General features: G+C 64.7%; 15 protein-coding genes and 3 pseudogenes. 14 read left to right on the top strand and 4 right to left on the bottom strand.

What is annotated here, in order from left to right:
• Position 1: 1 nt before the first annotated feature.
• Positions 2-595 (bottom strand): phosphatase PAP2 family protein, encoded by a 594-nt coding sequence (locus ACSQ86_RS32010; RefSeq protein WP_436310478.1) that lies wholly within the window; start codon positions 593-595, stop codon positions 2-4.
• 81 nt (positions 596-676) lie between these two features.
• On the bottom strand, positions 677-1,126 hold the full coding sequence (locus tag ACSQ86_RS32005; RefSeq protein ID WP_436310477.1) for a hypothetical protein: 450 nt from the start codon (positions 1,124-1,126) through the stop codon (positions 677-679).
• Between the two features lie 335 nt (positions 1,127-1,461).
• Here ACSQ86_RS32005 and ACSQ86_RS32000 point away from each other — a divergent pair.
• The 8 genes and pseudogenes from ACSQ86_RS32000 to panD all read left to right on the top strand — a co-directional run.
• A pseudogene (locus tag ACSQ86_RS32000) lies at positions 1,462-1,719 on the top strand (transposase); the annotation flags it as partial.
• 230 nt (positions 1,720-1,949) lie between these two features.
• The gene (locus ACSQ86_RS31995) at positions 1,950-3,305 is read left to right on the top strand and encodes an IS110 family transposase (RefSeq protein ID WP_436306626.1); all 1,356 of its coding nucleotides are present in this window, start codon (positions 1,950-1,952) and stop codon (positions 3,303-3,305) included.
• A pseudogene (locus ACSQ86_RS31990) lies at positions 3,306-4,235 on the top strand (IS3 family transposase); the annotation flags it as partial.
• Positions 4,236-4,430: 195 nt separating this feature from the next.
• Positions 4,431-4,649 carry a hypothetical protein gene (locus ACSQ86_RS31985; protein WP_436310476.1) on the top strand — a complete coding sequence of 73 codons (219 nt, stop codon included), beginning with the start codon at positions 4,431-4,433 and terminating at the stop codon, positions 4,647-4,649.
• A gap of 180 nt (positions 4,650-4,829) precedes the next feature.
• Positions 4,830-5,054 carry a hypothetical protein gene (locus ACSQ86_RS31980; protein ID WP_436307149.1) on the top strand — a complete coding sequence of 75 codons (225 nt, stop codon included), beginning with the start codon at positions 4,830-4,832 and terminating at the stop codon, positions 5,052-5,054.
• Between the two features lie 109 nt (positions 5,055-5,163).
• A complete protein-coding gene (locus ACSQ86_RS31975; protein ID WP_436307150.1) occupies positions 5,164-5,493 on the top strand; it encodes a hypothetical protein in 330 nt (109 codons plus the stop codon).
• 121 nt (positions 5,494-5,614) lie between these two features.
• Positions 5,615-5,827, top strand: a complete 213-nt coding sequence (locus ACSQ86_RS31970) for a hypothetical protein (RefSeq protein ID WP_436307151.1) — start codon at positions 5,615-5,617, stop codon at positions 5,825-5,827.
• Between the two features lie 172 nt (positions 5,828-5,999).
• A complete protein-coding gene (panD, locus tag ACSQ86_RS31965; protein WP_436296930.1) occupies positions 6,000-6,401 on the top strand; it encodes an aspartate 1-decarboxylase in 402 nt (133 codons plus the stop codon).
• Between the two features lie 1,051 nt (positions 6,402-7,452).
• Here the strand turns inward: panD and ACSQ86_RS31960 are convergent.
• Positions 7,453-8,763: an IS1380 family transposase gene (locus ACSQ86_RS31960; protein ID WP_436304863.1), complete on the bottom strand. Its 1,311-nt coding sequence runs from the start codon at positions 8,761-8,763 to the stop codon at positions 7,453-7,455.
• A gap of 293 nt (positions 8,764-9,056) precedes the next feature.
• Here ACSQ86_RS31960 and ACSQ86_RS31955 point away from each other — a divergent pair.
• Positions 9,057-9,695, top strand: a pseudogene (locus ACSQ86_RS31955) (substrate binding domain-containing protein); the annotation flags it as partial.
• Positions 9,696-9,712: 17 nt separating this feature from the next.
• Here the strand turns inward: ACSQ86_RS31955 and ACSQ86_RS31950 are convergent.
• On the bottom strand, positions 9,713-10,681 hold the full coding sequence (locus ACSQ86_RS31950; RefSeq protein WP_436307152.1) for a LysR family transcriptional regulator: 969 nt from the start codon (positions 10,679-10,681) through the stop codon (positions 9,713-9,715).
• Between the two features lie 81 nt (positions 10,682-10,762).
• Here ACSQ86_RS31950 and ACSQ86_RS31945 point away from each other — a divergent pair, with 81 nt between their 5' ends.
• Genes ACSQ86_RS31945 through ACSQ86_RS31925 form a run of 5 tightly spaced genes read left to right on the top strand, consistent with a single transcriptional unit; the run spans position 10,763 to position 15,369 of the window.
• Entirely contained in the window at positions 10,763-11,632 is an 870-nt protein-coding gene (locus ACSQ86_RS31945; RefSeq protein WP_436310475.1) for a VOC family protein, read from the top strand.
• Between the two features lie 11 nt (positions 11,633-11,643).
• Positions 11,644-12,342 carry a class II aldolase/adducin family protein gene (locus ACSQ86_RS31940; protein ID WP_436307154.1) on the top strand — a complete coding sequence of 233 codons (699 nt, stop codon included), beginning with the start codon at positions 11,644-11,646 and terminating at the stop codon, positions 12,340-12,342.
• Entirely contained in the window at positions 12,339-13,808 is a 1,470-nt protein-coding gene (locus ACSQ86_RS31935) for a 2-hydroxymuconic semialdehyde dehydrogenase (protein WP_436307155.1), read from the top strand. Before ACSQ86_RS31940 ends, ACSQ86_RS31935 begins: the two co-directional genes overlap by 4 nt.
• Entirely contained in the window at positions 13,805-14,599 is a 795-nt protein-coding gene (locus tag ACSQ86_RS31930; protein ID WP_436307156.1) for a 2-keto-4-pentenoate hydratase, read from the top strand. The genes ACSQ86_RS31935 and ACSQ86_RS31930 overlap by 4 nt, the downstream gene beginning before the upstream one ends.
• Positions 14,596-15,369 (top strand): 2-keto-4-pentenoate hydratase, encoded by a 774-nt coding sequence (locus tag ACSQ86_RS31925; protein ID WP_436307157.1) that lies wholly within the window; start codon positions 14,596-14,598, stop codon positions 15,367-15,369. Before ACSQ86_RS31930 ends, ACSQ86_RS31925 begins: the two co-directional genes overlap by 4 nt.
• Positions 15,370-15,373 lie beyond the last annotated feature (4 nt).

Below are 15,373 nucleotides of genomic sequence, written 5' to 3'. Positions count from 1 at the left end.
CTCAGACGAGCGGCTGGTCGGCCTTGGAGGCCGGCGCCCGCGCGTGCAGATCGTCGCGCGCGATCCTCGGCGCGACATGGCGCCGCCAGAGCCGCTGGACCCCGACGAAGACGCCCGCCATCACGACGGCCAGCAAGAGCCCGGCCAGGATGTCGGCCGGGAAATGAACCCCGACGTAGACACGTGCCCAGCCGGTGATCGCGGCCACGGCCGCCATGCCGATGCCCAGGTCACGAAGCCGGGGACGCAGCAGAAACATCAGTGCGACCGTGAACATCACCGCAGCGTGGGCGCTCGGCAGCGACCCGCGTGCGCCATGGGAGATGTAGGCCGGGCTCAATCCCAGCATGAAAGGACGCGGCAGATTCAGCGACGCAGCGATGGCGTGCGCGATCACCGCGGTGGCCGCCGCAAAGGCCAGCGTCGCCATCACGTAGCCGCGTTCCGACGGCCGCCGCCAGGCGGCCCATCCCATGAGGGCCATGCCGGCCCAGGCCCCGCCGAGCGCGATGGCCGACGCCAGGGGCAGGAGCCACGAACTGGGCTCGTAGCCTGCAGCCATCCATTGAAACAGAGCGAAATTCAGCGCCTTCATACGAGCTCCCGCAATCGGCGAAACAAGAAGCGGCTGTGCGACGACGCACAGCCGAACGCACGGCGCCGCGCGGCGTCGCTCTCAGCTCGCAAGGGGAGGCGCAGTCTCCGGCGGCCTTCTCAGCCAGAGCGTGGTGGGCGGGGGCGCACCGCTGACGTTGGGCACCGGTTCGGGAACGAGGCGCTGGGCCGGTTCGACGACCAGGACCGCGGCCACCGTCAAGGGCAACAGGAGGAGCAGCCGCGCTCTCAGGTTGTTGATGCCATGCTGCAGCGCATCCGGCAGATCGATGTTCGCCGCCGAGGACACGAACAGCGTGGTCTCCCGGTCGGTCGGATGGTCTGGGCGGTTGTCCGGTTCGAATTGCGTCGACGCGCTCACGCTGCGGATGCGGAATCCGGGCTCGTCCTCCCACCCGTCGTGGCGAAAGTGAACGGCGATGAAAGGCTGGATCGCAGCGAGCAGAACCGCTAGAAGACACCATCCCACGCGGCGTGTCGCAACGAAATGACGAGAGCGCGTGATCGGCATGGCGCCACTCTAGGGGGCGCTTGTGAAAGCAAGCTGAACGCTATCTTCAGCTTTGTGTTCCCGCACCGCAGACCTGATGCGCGCGGGTGTTATTGAGAGCAAGCTCGCTGAGCTAGGGCGCGATGCGCAACGTGCTGAGCGCACTGGTAAGTGAGTGCGTCACGGGCGATCGCCCGTGCCCGATCATTCGCACCTTGGCGGCGGACTGATCGCAAGGCGAGCAGGCGATCGTCTGGTAGCGAGGCGTGATCGCCCGTCACGCTCGTGTCATCTGACCTTGCCCCCGAAAAACGTATCCCTTGCTGAGTGTTTCAATACAAGCAAGGAGAGTCGAAATGACGAAGACGGCAAGAGCGCGCTACACGCTGGAATTCAAGCAGGAGGCGGTGCGGTTGGTCGAGGGCGGCCAGAGCATCGCGGCGGCGGCGCGCACGTTGGGCGTGGTCGAGCAGACATTGTTCAATTGGGTCAAGGCGCAGCGCCAGGGCAAGCTCACCGGTGCTGACAGCAAGGCGGTGAGCGCCGAACAGATGGAGATCAGCCGGCTGCGTGCCGAACTGGCACGCGTGAAGATGGAGCGCGATATCCTGGAAAACGGCCCACGCGGCTCGCCGCGCCCCAGATGGATAGAAACACGCAACGGTCCTAGACTGCGATTGCGTTGGACAGAGGCCGCTCGCTTTTTGGAGACATTCATCCCGTCGGAAAACATGGCCCAGGGGAAGCTGCGGACCCAGCTGTGGTGGCACCTTGCGTGACCCCGTTTAGGAAATTGATCTGATCCGAGTCCCCGTCCGGCGTGCTCAACCGATAGGAGGTGATCATGGCAAGACGATCCATCAAGCCGGCGGGCCTTCCCGTTATTCATGACCGCGCTGCGGGCATCGACATCGGCTCGCGATTCCATGTGGTCGGTGTCGCGCCCGAGTTGTGTGAGGAGGCCGTGCAGACGTTCCAGGCTTTTACCGGTGACATCGAGCGAATGGCAGATTGGCTGATGTCGATTGGCATCGAGACCGTGGCCATGGAATCCACCGGCGTGTATTGGGTGCCCGTGTACGAGATATTGCAGAGTCGGGGCATCGAAGTCATCGTCGCCAATGCCCGTGAGGCTCGTGCGGTACCTGGCCGCAAAAGTGACGTCAACGATGCGCAGTGGCTGCAGCGGCTGCATGCCTGTGGCCTGCTTCGCCCGAGCTTCCGGCCCGAACGCGACATCGCTGCGTTGAGGGCTTACCTGCGGCTGCGCGAGAGTCATCTTGACTACGCCGCCGCTCACATCCAGCACATGCAGAAGGCGCTGACCCTGATGAATCTGCAGCTGCACCATGTGGTCTGCGACGTGACTGGCGTAACAGGAATGAAGATCGTCCGTGCCATCGTCAATGGCCAACGCAATCCAGACGTGCTCGCGACGATGCGAGACGTGCGCTGCAAGGCCAGCATGGCGACTGTGCGCGCCGCGCTGGTTGGGAACTACCAACCCGAGCACGTCTTCGCGTTGACGCAGGCGTTGACCCTGTACGACTTCTACCAACTGCGCCTTAGCGAATGCGATGCGCAGATCGAACGCACGCTGGTCGTGTTGAACGCCGACAAGCAGGACCCCGTCGAGCCGCTGCCCAAACCACGGCACAAGACAGTCCAGCCCAATGCCGTGAGCTTCGATACCCGAGGACCGCTGTATCAGCTCACAGGCGTGGACTTGACTCAGATTCACGGTATCGGGCCCTACTTGGCACTGCGCTTGATCGCTGAGTGCGGGACTGACCTGAGCAGGTGGCCGACGGCCAAGCACTTCACGTCGTGGTTGACCTTGGCGCCAGGCTGCAAAATCAGCGGTGGCAAGGTGCTGTCCGCGCACACGCGCAAGACGACCAACCGGGTGAGTGCGCACCTGCGACTCGCCGCCGTCACCGTCGGTCGAACCAACACCGCGCTGGGCGCGTTCTATCGACGTCTGGCGGCGCGCGTTGGCAAGGCCAAGGCCGTAACCGCGACCGCGCGCAAGATCGCGGTGCTCTTTTACAACGCCATGCGGTTCGGCATCCGTTACCAGGACCCCGGTGCAGACCACTACGAGCGCCGATACCGGGAACGGGTCGTCAAGCAGCTGCATCGCCGCGCCGCAGAATTCGGCTTCACCCTCCAAGAGGCAGCAACGCAGAGTGTTTCTTAGGAAAGCCACGGCGTACTTCGCGAAAGCGCAGCGGTGAAGTACGCCTTTGTCCAACGCCACCGACGCGTGTGGCCGATCTCGGTGCAATGCCGAGTGCTGCGAATCAGTTTGACGGGATATCACGAGCACTTCGTGCGCAAGGCCAGCGGCGCGCAGCGCCGTCATCTGAGCGACGATGCGTTGCTGGTGCACATCAAGGCCATCCATGCCGAGACACGTGGCGGTTACGGCTGGCCGCGCGTGTGGAAAGAGCTTCTCGCACGCGGCATCCGCGTGGGCAAGGACCGGGTTCAAAAGCTGATGCAACGCCACGGCATCCGCGCCAAGGGCAAGCGGCGCTTCAAGGTCACCACCGACAGTCGCCACGACCTGCCGATCTCGCCCAACCTGCTGAACCGCGGGTTCACCGTGAGTGAGCCCGACAAGGTCTGGACCGGCGATATCACCTACATCGCCACCGACGAGGGCTGGCTGTTCCTGGCGGTGGTCATCGATCTGTTCAGCCGCCAGGTGGTGGGTTGGTCGCTGCGAGATGACATGACGCGCGAGCTCGTGATCGATGCGCTGCGCATGGCGTGGTTCAAGCGTCATCTTGGCAAGCAGGCAGGATTGATCTTCCACAGCGACCGGGGCAGCCAGTACGCCAGCCACGACTTCAGGGATGTGCTCAAGCAGTACGGCATCACCAGCTCGATGAGTCGCAAAGGAAACTGCTGGGACAACGCCTGCAGCGAAACTCTGTTCGGGTCATTGAAGGTGGAGCGGCTGCACGGACAACGCTTCGAAACCAAGCGCGAAGCCAAGGACGAAACCGTCGCCTGGCTGCTCTGGTACAACCGTACTCGACTTCACTCGACGCTGGCCTACGTCAGCCCGATGCAGTTCGAGCAGGACTGGCTTGCCAATCAACCAAGGCAAGCCAACTCATGAGCTCGGCTATGGGATACGGATTCCAAGGGCAAGGTCAATTCATGCGGAGAAGATCCACCACCCATTCAGCTAAACCAACGCTGATTCGGCCTACGGTTCCGCGGCTCCAGCGTCACCCCGCATGATCCCGGCCATCCACTCCCCAATGAACGCCCTCCCTTCTTCCTCAAGGACGACGATCGCTGCGGCCTGGTCATGCTGCTGGCCCGCCAAGGCGATGCGGCACTGATGGGTTTGGCCTTGGTACAGGTCCGCATGGCCAGCGACGAAGCCGTCCGCCTCAAGCTTGGTCAAATAAACTCGGACGGACCATCCCTCGTGATCGAAGCGCTTCACTTCGAACTCACCATCGGCGTCCACAGCAGCTCCCGGGGATTGCGAACGCCGCCGACCGGCCGCGAATGGTCATATTAAGCCCTTTGACCTACAACGCCGTCAACAGGGGTAGCGGGTTCAGCTCCAACGGCAGCCCCTTGGCTTCGTGGCATTCAGGTGCGGTCGTCCCGCCAAGGGTTGAAGCCGCGTCGATGTGTTCGTCCCGGGCAGCCGCAGGTCGTCGCCGGCGGCGCTCCTCTGCACCGTTAGGATCGACGCATGACCGACTCTCAAGATCTATTCGCCCGCTCGCCGTCTCTGCTTCGCATGCCGTCCTGGCTCGGCCCGGGGGTGCATGAGGAACGTGAACTCCCGTTTGAGCCTGGCGAGTACGAGATCACGCCCGGGGAACGCTGGACCGTCAGCGCTCTGAAAACTGGAGAGACGGTGTATTCGGGCATCGGGCCGGTCGAGGTCCTCCGCGCCGTTCCTCAGTCCCAATAGCCCACTGCGACGCTGAGTGTGGGCGGCGTGCCACACATAAAGAGCTTTGAGCTGCAATGTGCGAAATTGCGCAGCGCGTTCTGCTGCGCAGATCCCACAATTTCTGCTCATGAACAGTCCTCGCTTGCCCCTCTGGTATCGCCACGCCTGGTGGTTGCCGGGCACCGTCACTGCGCTGGCGGTCGTCCTGGTGGCCGCTCTGGTGGCCGCGACGCAGAGGCCAGCCGAACATGGCGTCATGCTGTTCGTAGCGATCTTGTGTGCGCTCCCGTGGTCCCTGGCTCTTCTTCTCCTTGATTTCGGGCAAGGATTCGCGGATCGCGCCGCAGTGATCGTTTCCTTGGGCCTGACTGCGAACACGGCGCTGATCTGGGGCTCAACCGCCCTCCTCCTCGCTCGTTTCCGTCATCGGCAGGGCCTCGAGCTCATCAAAGCCTAGCCCCATCGACAGGACGAGGTCGACGCCTCAGCCCACGCGGCTTTCGGCCTCGTTGCCCTTCTCGCCGACGGGCACGGTCATGTCCGCTTCATGCCGGGCGCCTCTCGACCCAGTGCGTCTCATGCCCAAAGAACATGTTTCCCGTTGGCGCGGCGTGATCGAGCTTGTCTCTGTTGTGCGGCATCTAAGTGGTCACGTTTCGTCGGGAGATACCTTGTCGGACCAGCACAGCCTGATCTCGTACAACACGCGCAATGTCTTGTGCGACACGATGCTCCTCGGTGCAGAAGATGATGAAGAGGGGGAACGCCCGGTTACGAACTGGGGACAGTGACATCAGCCATCGTCTTACAAAAAGACGCACGTAAATATAAGAGAAGAGCGATGCGCTGCTCACCGCCTCGCTTGTGTTCGGCTTACCTGGACGCAGCGCCGACCATCCTGGTGCCGCCCGCCGCGTGACGCCAGTTCAGCCCCATCCTTTTCGCAGAGAAAGATCTCCCACCATGTTCCGTACCCTGCTCAAGTCCAAGATCCACCGCGCCACCGTCACCGATTGCGAGCTTCACTACGAGGGCTCCTGCGCCATCGACGAAGACCTGCTGGAGGCCGCCAACCTGGCGGAGAACGAGCAGATCCATGTCTGGAACATCAACAACGGCGAGCGCTTCGTGACTTACGCGATCCGCGGCCAGCGCGGCAGCGGCATCATCTCGCTCAACGGCTCGGCCGCGCGCCGCGCCTCGCTGGGCGACCTGGTCATCATCGCCGCCTTCGGCCTGGTGCCCGAGGAGCAGGTGCGTGGCCACCGGCCCAAGCTGGTGTTCGTGGACGAAGCCAATTTCATCAAGGAAGAGCGCGCCCACATCCCGGTGCAGGCCGCCGACGGCGAAGCGTTCGCGGCCTGAGCGCGGATTCCGCGGCGTCCGGCCGCTCCCGCTTCCGCGACGCCATCCCCCTGCACGAGCTGTGTGGGCTAGAGGGCAAGGCGTCGAATACCGCGTTGCGACTGGATACCGCTCGCCAATAGGGCTCAGGAGCCGGCAGCGGCGGTGTCGATGAACCTCAGCAGATCATGGAGCCCCGGCCCGAACTCCTGCGTGTCGACTCCCGCAAGGAGGACCAGATCACCAGGTGCCAGATCCATGTCGTCCCCACGAATCGTCCTCACAGGGAGCTTTCCATCCAGTGCGTCGGACTCCCCGGCACACAACACGACGATCGCGCATTCGTGGGGCGCGTTTCGGCCCATGGCCAGGTCGCCACGTCGAAATGGCCGCCGCTCACCCTCCCTGCGGAAGCGAAGTCTGGGTAGCGCCACCTTGGTTGGGGAGGGATGGGTTGGGGTCATGTACGTTCTTTGGGGTCAAATGCAGCCGAAGTCTCGGCTGCATTCAAGCGAATGGGAATCCGCCAAAGGTCGCGCTGCAGACGGTCCGCAAGTTCGGAGGCGCAGCTACCAGAACCTCCAGAACGGCCGCCTTTCGAGCTTGCGCTCAAGCGGCATCTGCGACGAGGTTTCGCGCATGCGCCGTCGCACCTCCACTTCGAACTCGTGCGCGGGCCCATGAGCGTAGCGATCCCCTCGGAGGGCAAGTAGCCGTAGTCGGCGTGCTCGCTCAATCAGCGCGTCATCACTGAGGACACCAGGCTCGGTCATGGCTCAATTCTGCCGATTTTGAACCGGGGCGCCCGCCTCGAGGTGCTACTTCCCGAGGAGAACTTCACACCGACCGGGAGACTCAAGGTCGGACTATTCCGTTCTACAACACCTTTGGCAGGCCTAGCCCGGATATTTCACCAGCAGGCCGATGTGCCGTCGACCGAGCCTGCTGAGGGCCATTGAGCGTGGTCTTGCGTGCAGTGTGAGCTACTGGATGGAGTGGCGGCTGTTTTTGGGCACACGACCCCCTTACCCCCGTTGTTTGTCAGCGTGCCGGGGACAGCACTGGATGGATTTCAGGGGGCGAGGGCCTGCGCTGCGCTCAGGAAGACGCTGCGCAGCGGGTGGTGCGAAGCCAGCAGTACCCGCACACGGCGCGTGTTGCGCACGATGGCCGCGCCGATCTTCAGCAGGCGCACGCGGATCGTGGCCGCGGCGGCGCGTTCCAGCTCGGTGTCCTTGAGAGCGAACTCGCGCAGCCGTTGCATCAGCGTGTAGGCCAATGCGGCCAGCAGCAAGCGCAGCTGGTTGGCCGCGAAGCGGTGGCAACTTGCCCGCGTGCCAAACAGATCGAGCTGAGCCTCCTTGATGCGGTTCTCGGCCTCGCCGCGGGCGCAGTACAGCCGCTCATACAGCTGTATGGCATCGCCCTGAAGATCGGTCACCACGAAGCGCGGGTTGTTGCCCTGGCTGCCGTGCTCCAGGCGCGTGATCACGCGCCGTTCGATGTCCCAGCTGTCGGCCGCGTAGACGAACTCGTCGATCAACCGCTGCTTGGCGCCGGTGCGCGCGTACTCGTCGGCGAGCATCGCCTCGGCGTACTGCACGGTCGCCTCCAGCCGCGCGTTGCGCGCCAGCCCGATGATGTAGTTCACGCCCGAGCGCTCGCACCAGCGCAGCAATCTCTGGCGACAGAAGCCCGAGTCACCGCGCACGATGATCCGCGCGTCGGGCCACGCCTGGCGCAGCCGCTGCACCAGCAGCTTGATCACCGCCGCGGCGTTCTTGGCGCCATCGATGCGACTGCGCCGCAAGACGCATGCGAGCATGGCTTGGCCGCAGAACACGTACAGCGGCAGATAGCAGTGGTGGTCGTAGTAGGCATGGAACTCGCAGCGCTCCTGGTCGCCGTGCAAGGGCACATCCGAGGCGTCGATGTCCAGCACCAGTTCTTCGGGCGGGCTCTTGTGGCTGGCGATGAACTGCTCGATGAGCACGCCATGCAGCGCCACTGCCTGCGCTCGCGTGGCCCCGGTCTCCAAGCGGCTGAGCGTGGGCGAACTCGCCAGCGCATCGACCCGGCCCACAGCGGTCTGCATCAGCAGATCGTCTCTCAAGGTGTCGTGGTCGTTGAGGTCTTCGTAGCCGCAGCACAAGCCGTAGATGCGTTGGGCGAGCAGGTCGCGCAGGCTGTGCGTGATGCGTGCCGGATCGCGTGCATCACTGAGCACGGCCGCAGCCGCTCGGCTCAGACCGATACGTTCGTCAACGCGACGCAGCAGCAAGACCCCGCCGTCCGAACCGATGTCCCCGCCCTCGAAGTTGGCCTCGATGACCCGCCGACCCACACGCCCCAAATCAATCGTCCCATCGGTACACTTTGGCATCGGCAGTCCTCGGTTGAAATTGGCGTCAGATACCAATGTCAACGCGCTCCGGCACGAGGCTGCCGACCCTCTACTGGTGAAATTTCCGGGCTAGCCAGGATGCGCGACAGGTCCAGGATGCGCACGCCCGCGAGGGCCGCCGGCTCGAAGCCGTTCACGACAGCTTCCCGACGCCGGCGGACACGAAGTTGCTCGCCCCCCTGCCTCTCGCTGATGGTTGCATCCGGTCTTGCCTACCGATCCCATCTGGCTGAAATGTCAGGACCCCAACCCCACCGCATCCGGGGGCGTGCGGCCTGTTGCGCGCGTCGCTGCCGGTGGACTTCGCCACGATCTACATGGCGCCGCTGATCGCGGAGTTTGCTCGCCGCTACCCCGGGATCACCTTCGATTTCGACCTCACCCCCCGGCGAGTGGACCTGGTCACCGAACCCTTCGATGTGGCCATCCGCATGGGCGAATCAGCGAACTCGAACCTGATCGCCCGTCTGCTTGCGCGCCTGCCGGTGCAGGCCTATGCCTCGCCGCGCTACCTCGAACTCTCGGGCGAGCCAACGCAGCCCGCCGACCTGGCGCAGCACGAGTGCCTGGGCTTTCCCAAGGCAGGCAAGTGGACACTGCATCGTGAAGCAGAAACCGTCGAGGTCGAAGTCGGGGGGCGGTTTCATGTCAACAGCGTCGGCATGTTCCGGCGCTTGGCGACGCTGGATCTGGGCGTGATATTGCTGCCTGAGGAGATCGCCGCCGAGGACCTGGCAACTGGTCGGCTGCGCCGGATACTGCCTGACTGGGAGGGTAAATCGATACCGGTCTATGCCCTGACCGAAACTCGCTTGCTGCCGGCGAAGACGCAGCGCTTTATCGAGTTTTTTCAGGAGCGTTTGGGGCAGCAAGCTCGCCCGACCGAATCCAAGCAGAAGAAGAGCCAATAGTCGCGGGTCGTCGCCGCCTACGCCTCGGTCTCGAACGGCACCCTCAGGGAGTCGAACAGGGTGATGAACACGCTGCGCAGCCACTCGCTGCCGGGGTCGCGATGGAATCTTTGATGCCACGTCATCGAGACATCGAAAGCCGGGAACTGTACCGGCGGCTCCACGAGCTGCAGCTGCATATGGGGAGCGACCACCGCCCCCAGGTTGCTGGGCACCGCGCCAATCATGTCGGTGCTCGCGACGATGGGCCCTACGCACAGGAAGCTGTGGACTCTCAATGCCACCCTTGCCTTGACGCGGCTCCCTGACAGCACCTTCTCCACGGCGGCGGCGTGCTGCATTCCTTCGGGGCCCGCCACCACATGCGCCAGTTCCCGTAGCTGGTCGCGGCGCAGCTTGCCCTTGACGCCGGGGTGATCCTTGCGGGCCACGTACACGAACCGTTCGCGAAACAGGCGGCGCTGGTGCATCTGCTTGCCCAGGTCACTGAGATAGCCCACCGCGAGATCGATCTGCCCCGACGCCAACCCGTCGAACAGCTCGCCCTGGCTCGGCGAAACGACCTCGATGATGACCTGCGGGGCCACCTCGGCCAAGTGCCGCATCAGGCGTGGAAGAAACAGTCGCTCGCCGATGTCGCTCATGGAGACCCTGAACGTGCGTGCCTCCTCGGCTTGACTGAAGGTAGGCCGGTGGACGGTGGAGCGGAGGATCTCGAGCGCCGAGCTCACGGGAGACACCAGCGAGTCGGCAAAGGGCGTCGGCACGACGCCGCGCTGTTGCCGGACGAACAACGCATCCCCATACATCTCCCGAAGCCGCCCAAGGCCCCGGCTGACCGCCGGCTGGCTCAGGCCGAGCTGTGACCCGGCCGCGGTCAGGTTACGCGTGCGATAGACCGTCTCGAAGAGTTCGAGCAGGTTGAGATCGACCTGCCGAGACAGGAGACGGGAGGGGTGGCCTGCCTTGATATGTGTCGATGACATATCACGAATTCTATTTTTTCATTTCCGGAATGTCATCGATTTTTCTAAAGTGCCGGCAGCCCCAGAAAAAGGAGACATGCCGTGATCAACCTGCTCGATATTCGTTACGTGCGCCTCGGAACCCGGCAGCGTGACCAGGCGGATCTCTTTGCGCGCGAGATGCTCGGCCTGGAGCGCGCAAGGCAGGAGGCGGGCGCCTCGTACTTCCGCAGCGACAGTCGCGATCACACCCTGGTGTACTTCGACGGCGACCCGGCGGACCACACGGTGGGCTTCGAGTTGCGCACTGCCGATGAACTGGACGCGGCCGCTGCGGAACTCAGCAACGCCGGCGTCGAGGTTCGCCACGGTTGCGCGGACGAATGCGAACAACGCCACGTGCGCAGCTTCATCCACTTCAGGGACCCCACCGGCAACAAGATCGATCTCGTGCTCGGCCCCCACCATAGCGGGCGCCGCTACTTTCCGTCGCGTGATGCCGGCATCACGGGCTTCAGCCATGTCGGGCTGTGCACGACCGACGCCCAGCGCGACGAGCGCTTCTGGACCCAGGTGCTCGGCGCGCGCGTGAGCGACCGCATCGGCGATGCGCCACTGCTGCGGATCGACGAGGTGCATCACAAGGTGGCCATGTTCCCGACGACCCGCTCGGGCGTGCAGCACGTCAACCACCAGGTCGAAAGCGTGGACGACATCATGCGCGCCTGGTACATGCTCCAGAAGAAGGGGGTCAAGATCGCCTTCGGTCCGGGTCGCCACCCGACCTCCGGCGCGCGCTTCCTCTACTTCTTCGGGCCGGACGGAATGATCTTCGAGTACTCCACCGGCGTGCGCTTGATCACCGCCGAAGAGGAGCTGACCTACCAGCCGCGGCAGTTTCCTCGCGAAAACGAATCGTTCTGCATGTGGGGGGCCGTACCCGACATCGCCGAGTTTCGCGAGCCCGCCTGAGGGGCACCACCTTGAACGCCGCTCCAGCCGTTCAGCGCGAACTGCGCATTGCTGCCCGCGCGTTGGCGCGTCATGGCCTGGCACACGCCTATGGCCACTGCAGCGTCCGCCTCGACGTGGGCAACTTCCTGGTCTGTGCCTCGCGGCCGATGGGCCTGATTGGCCCTGGCGAGCCGGGCACCGTCGTGCCTGTGACCGGGGCGTTGCCGGCAGGCGTGCTGGGCGAGGTTCGTTTGCACCAGCAGATCTATCAACGCCACGCCCACGTTCACGCCGTGACCCGCACGATGCCGCCCTTGCTCATGGCGCTTGGCACCGCGCGGCGCACACCCCGGACTCGCCATGGGATGGGCGCCTACTTTGGTGCCGGTGCGGCCTTGTGGGACGACCCGCAACTCGTGCGGGACGACGAACGGGCCGCAGCGGTGATCGACGCGATGGGAAGCGCCAACGCGATCGTGATGCGCGGCAATGGCGTGCTGGTCGCGAGCGACTCGCTCGCCAAGGCGGTGGTGCTGACCTGGTATCTCGAGGATGCAGCGCGGATCGAGCTTGCCGTGCTGGCGGCCGGCTTGCAGGACGAATCGGTCGTGCTCGATGCGCCAGAGCGTGAACGGCGGGCCACCGATGCCGGCGGCATTTTCGAACGAATGTGGGAGTACCTGAGCGCAGGAGACCCAGAGATCAACTTCCAGGAGGCACAACCGTGATTCTCAATTTCATCAACGGCGAATACCGCGAGGGGCGCGGCGGCCGGACCTTCGACGACATCAACCCCGTCGACGGCTCGTTCATCGACAAGGTCAGCGAGGCCGGGCGCGAGGACGTGGACGACGCGGTGCGCGCAGCGCGCGAGGCGCTCCATGGCCCTTGGGGCTCCCTCAAGCTCGCGCAACGCTGCGACCTGCTGTATGCGCTTGCCGCAGAGATCGATCGCCGTGCGGAGGACTTCCTTGCCGCTGAAGTGGCAGACACCGGCAAGCCGCGCTCGCTGGCATCGCATCTCGACATCCCGCGCGGCGCGGCGAACTTCCGCGTGTTTGCGGATGTGGTGCGCAATGTGCCGACGGAGAGCTTTGCCAGCCATGCGCCGGATGGCAAGCCCGCGTTGAACTATGCATCGAGGCGGCCAAAGGGCGTCGTGGCCGTGGTGTGCCCGTGGAACCTGCCGCTGCTGCTGATGACGTGGAAGGTCGGGCCCGCGCTGGCGTGCGGCAACACCGTCGTCGTCAAGCCCTCGGAGGAAACGCCGGCCACGGCGGCGCTGTTGGGTGAAGTCATGAACGCCGTGGGCATCCCCAGGGGGGTCTACAACGTGGTGCATGGGTTCGGCCCGGACTCTGCCGGCGAATATCTCACCACGCATCCGGACATCGATGCGGTCACGTTCACGGGCGAGACGCGCACGGGTGCCGCCATCATGCGGGCGGCTGCAGAAGGCATCAAGCCGGTGTCGATGGAACTCGGTGGCAAGAACGCCGCGGTGGTGTTCGAGGATGCGGACCTGGACGTGACCATCGCCGGGCTGACCCGCTCGGTCTTCGAGAACTCGGGCCAGGTCTGCCTCGGCACCGAGCGGGTGTACGTGCAGCGCCCGGTTTTCGACGCCGTCGTGCAGCGGCTGGCTGCCGCGGCGGCGCGCCTGAAGCCGGGCCGGCCCGACGATCCCGAAGCCAATTTCGGGCCCCTTGTCTCGGCCGAGCACCAGGCCAAGGTCCTCGGCTACTACGCCTTGGCGAGGGATGAGGGCGCTTCGGTCGTCCATGGCGGCGGGGTGCCGAAGGTGCCGCCTGCGCTCAAGGGTGGCGCCTGGATCGAGCCGACGGTGTGGACGGGCTTGCCGCACGGCTCGCGTGTGGCCAGCGAAGAGATCTTCGGCCCCTGCTGCTGCGTCATCCCGTTCGATCGTGAATCCGAGGCACTTCAGATGGCGAACGACACGCGATACGGCCTGGCCGCTTCGGTCTACACGCAGGACGTCGACCGGGCACATCGCTTCGCCAACGCCTTGAAGGTGGGCGTCGTGTGGGTCAACACATGGTTCCTGCGCGACCTGCGCACGGCCTTCGGTGGCTCCGGTGCTTCGGGCATCGGCCGCGAGGGAGGCGTTCACTCGCTTGAGTTCTATACCGAGCTGAGCAATGTTTGCATCAAGTTCAACGGAGCGCCGCAATGACAACGCGTGACATCGAAGTGGCAGCAGATTCGCTGTGGAGCGCCGCCTCCGGAGGCAAGGCGATCGCGCCTTTGCGGGAGACCTTCCCCGGGTTCGGCCCGCAAGAGGCCTACGCCGTCCAGGAGATCAACACGCAGCGCAAACTGCAAGGTGGCGGACGGCTCGTCGGCCGGAAGATCGGCCTCACGGCGAAGGCGGTGCAGAAGCAGCTCGGCGTGGACCAGCCCGACTACGGCATGCTGTTCGCCGACATGGCGATCGCGGATGGCGAGCCGGTGCGCTGGTCCAGGTTGATGCAACCCAAGGTCGAGGCAGAAGTTGCGCTGGTCATGGAGCACGACTTGCTCGAACCCGGCATCTCGATGGCGCAGATGCTGCGCGGCGTTGCGTTCGCGCTGCCTGCGATCGAGATCGTGGGGAGCCGCATTGCCGAATGGAACATCCGGTTCGTCGACACGGTGGCAGACAACGCCTCCAGTGGTTTGTTCGTGCTCGGCAATACCCCGGTTCCTCTGGACGACCTGGACCTGCGCCTGGCTGGCATGGTCATGGAGCGCAAAGGCGAGCAGGTCAGCCTGGGCGCGGGCGCTGCGTGCCTAGGGCATCCGCTCAATGCGGCCCTGTGGCTGGCCAACAAGATGGCCGAGCTGGGCCGCGGCCTGAAGGCCGGCGACGTGGTGCTCACCGGCGCACTGGGGCCGATGGTTCCCGTCAACCCCGGGGATGTGTTCGAAGCCCGCATCCAGGGCCTCGGATCGGTGCGCGCAGTGTTCGAGGAGCAACAGCAATGAGCCAGCAACGAATCGCAGCTTTGGCGCAGCGGGTAGACGATGCCGCACGCCATGCAAAACCCATCTCGCAGTTCGGGCAGGAGGAAGAGCTCAGCGTCGAGGACGCCTATGAGATTCAGCGCGCTTCAATTGCGCAGCGGCTCGCACGCGGCGAGCGGCGCACCGGCATGAAGATGGGCTTCACCAGCCGCGCGAAGATGGTCCAGATGGGCGTGCACGACATGATCTGGGGACGCCTGACCGATGCAATGGCCGAAGAGGATGGCGGCCAGGTGGCACTGAGCCGGTTCGTTCATCCACGCGTCGAGCCCGAGGTGGCCTTCCTGCTCGGCAAGCCGCTGCCCGCGGGCGCAAGCCTCGCACAGGCGCTCGATGCCGTGGTCGCGATCGCACCGGCGCTCGAGATCATCGACTCCCGCTTCGAGAACTTCCGCTTCTCGCTGGAGGACGTCATTGCCGACAACGCGTCGTCGTCGGGATACGTGATCGGTCCCTGGTGCGACCCGCGACAGGACTTCAGCAACCTGGGCCTCATCCTGTCGATCGACGGTGCGCCGCGCCAGGTCGGGAGCACCGCGGGGATTCTTGGCAATCCACTGCGCTCCCTCGTTGCCGCCGCGCGTCTGAGCGCAGGAGCGGACGAGCCGCTGGAGCCGGGGTGGCTGGTGATGGCCGGCGGCGCCACCGCTGCCGAAGCCCTCAAGCCCGGCCAGCATATTGCGCTCGAGATGCAAGGTCTCGGCCGCGTCGAATTCAACACCACCGAATGAGGCG

It is taken from the genome of Variovorax sp. LjRoot130, from assembly GCF_964253755.1.
GTDB lineage: Bacteria > Pseudomonadota > Gammaproteobacteria > Burkholderiales > Burkholderiaceae_C > Variovorax.
The sequence above is the reverse complement of the archived record's forward strand: the minus strand, read 5'-3'. Positions and strand labels throughout refer to the sequence as shown.

Bases quoted from the DNA above. Each gene is read 5' to 3' on its own strand.
- ACSQ86_RS31960 (WP_436304863.1), bottom strand. From the start codon at position 8,763: ATGCCAAAGTGTACCGATGGGACGATTGATTTGGGGCGTGTGGGTCGG.
- panD (WP_436296930.1), top strand. From the start codon at position 6,000: ATGTTCCGTACCCTGCTCAAGTCCAAGATCCACCGCGCCACCGTCACC.
- ACSQ86_RS31930 (WP_436307156.1), top strand. From the start codon at position 13,805: ATGACAACGCGTGACATCGAAGTGGCAGCAGATTCGCTGTGGAGCGCC.
- ACSQ86_RS32010 (WP_436310478.1), bottom strand. From the start codon at position 595: ATGAAGGCGCTGAATTTCGCTCTGTTTCAATGGATGGCTGCAGGCTAC.
- ACSQ86_RS31950 (WP_436307152.1), bottom strand. From the start codon at position 10,681: ATGTCATCGACACATATCAAGGCAGGCCACCCCTCCCGTCTCCTGTCT.
- ACSQ86_RS31975 (WP_436307150.1), top strand. From the start codon at position 5,164: ATGAACAGTCCTCGCTTGCCCCTCTGGTATCGCCACGCCTGGTGGTTG.
- ACSQ86_RS32005 (WP_436310477.1), bottom strand. From the start codon at position 1,126: ATGCCGATCACGCGCTCTCGTCATTTCGTTGCGACACGCCGCGTGGGA.
- ACSQ86_RS31925 (WP_436307157.1), top strand. From the start codon at position 14,596: ATGAGCCAGCAACGAATCGCAGCTTTGGCGCAGCGGGTAGACGATGCC.
- ACSQ86_RS31970 (WP_436307151.1), top strand. From the start codon at position 5,615: ATGCCCAAAGAACATGTTTCCCGTTGGCGCGGCGTGATCGAGCTTGTC.
- ACSQ86_RS31980 (WP_436307149.1), top strand. From the start codon at position 4,830: ATGACCGACTCTCAAGATCTATTCGCCCGCTCGCCGTCTCTGCTTCGC.
- ACSQ86_RS31985 (WP_436310476.1), top strand. From the start codon at position 4,431: ATGCTGCTGGCCCGCCAAGGCGATGCGGCACTGATGGGTTTGGCCTTG.
- ACSQ86_RS31995 (WP_436306626.1), top strand. From the start codon at position 1,950: ATGGCAAGACGATCCATCAAGCCGGCGGGCCTTCCCGTTATTCATGAC.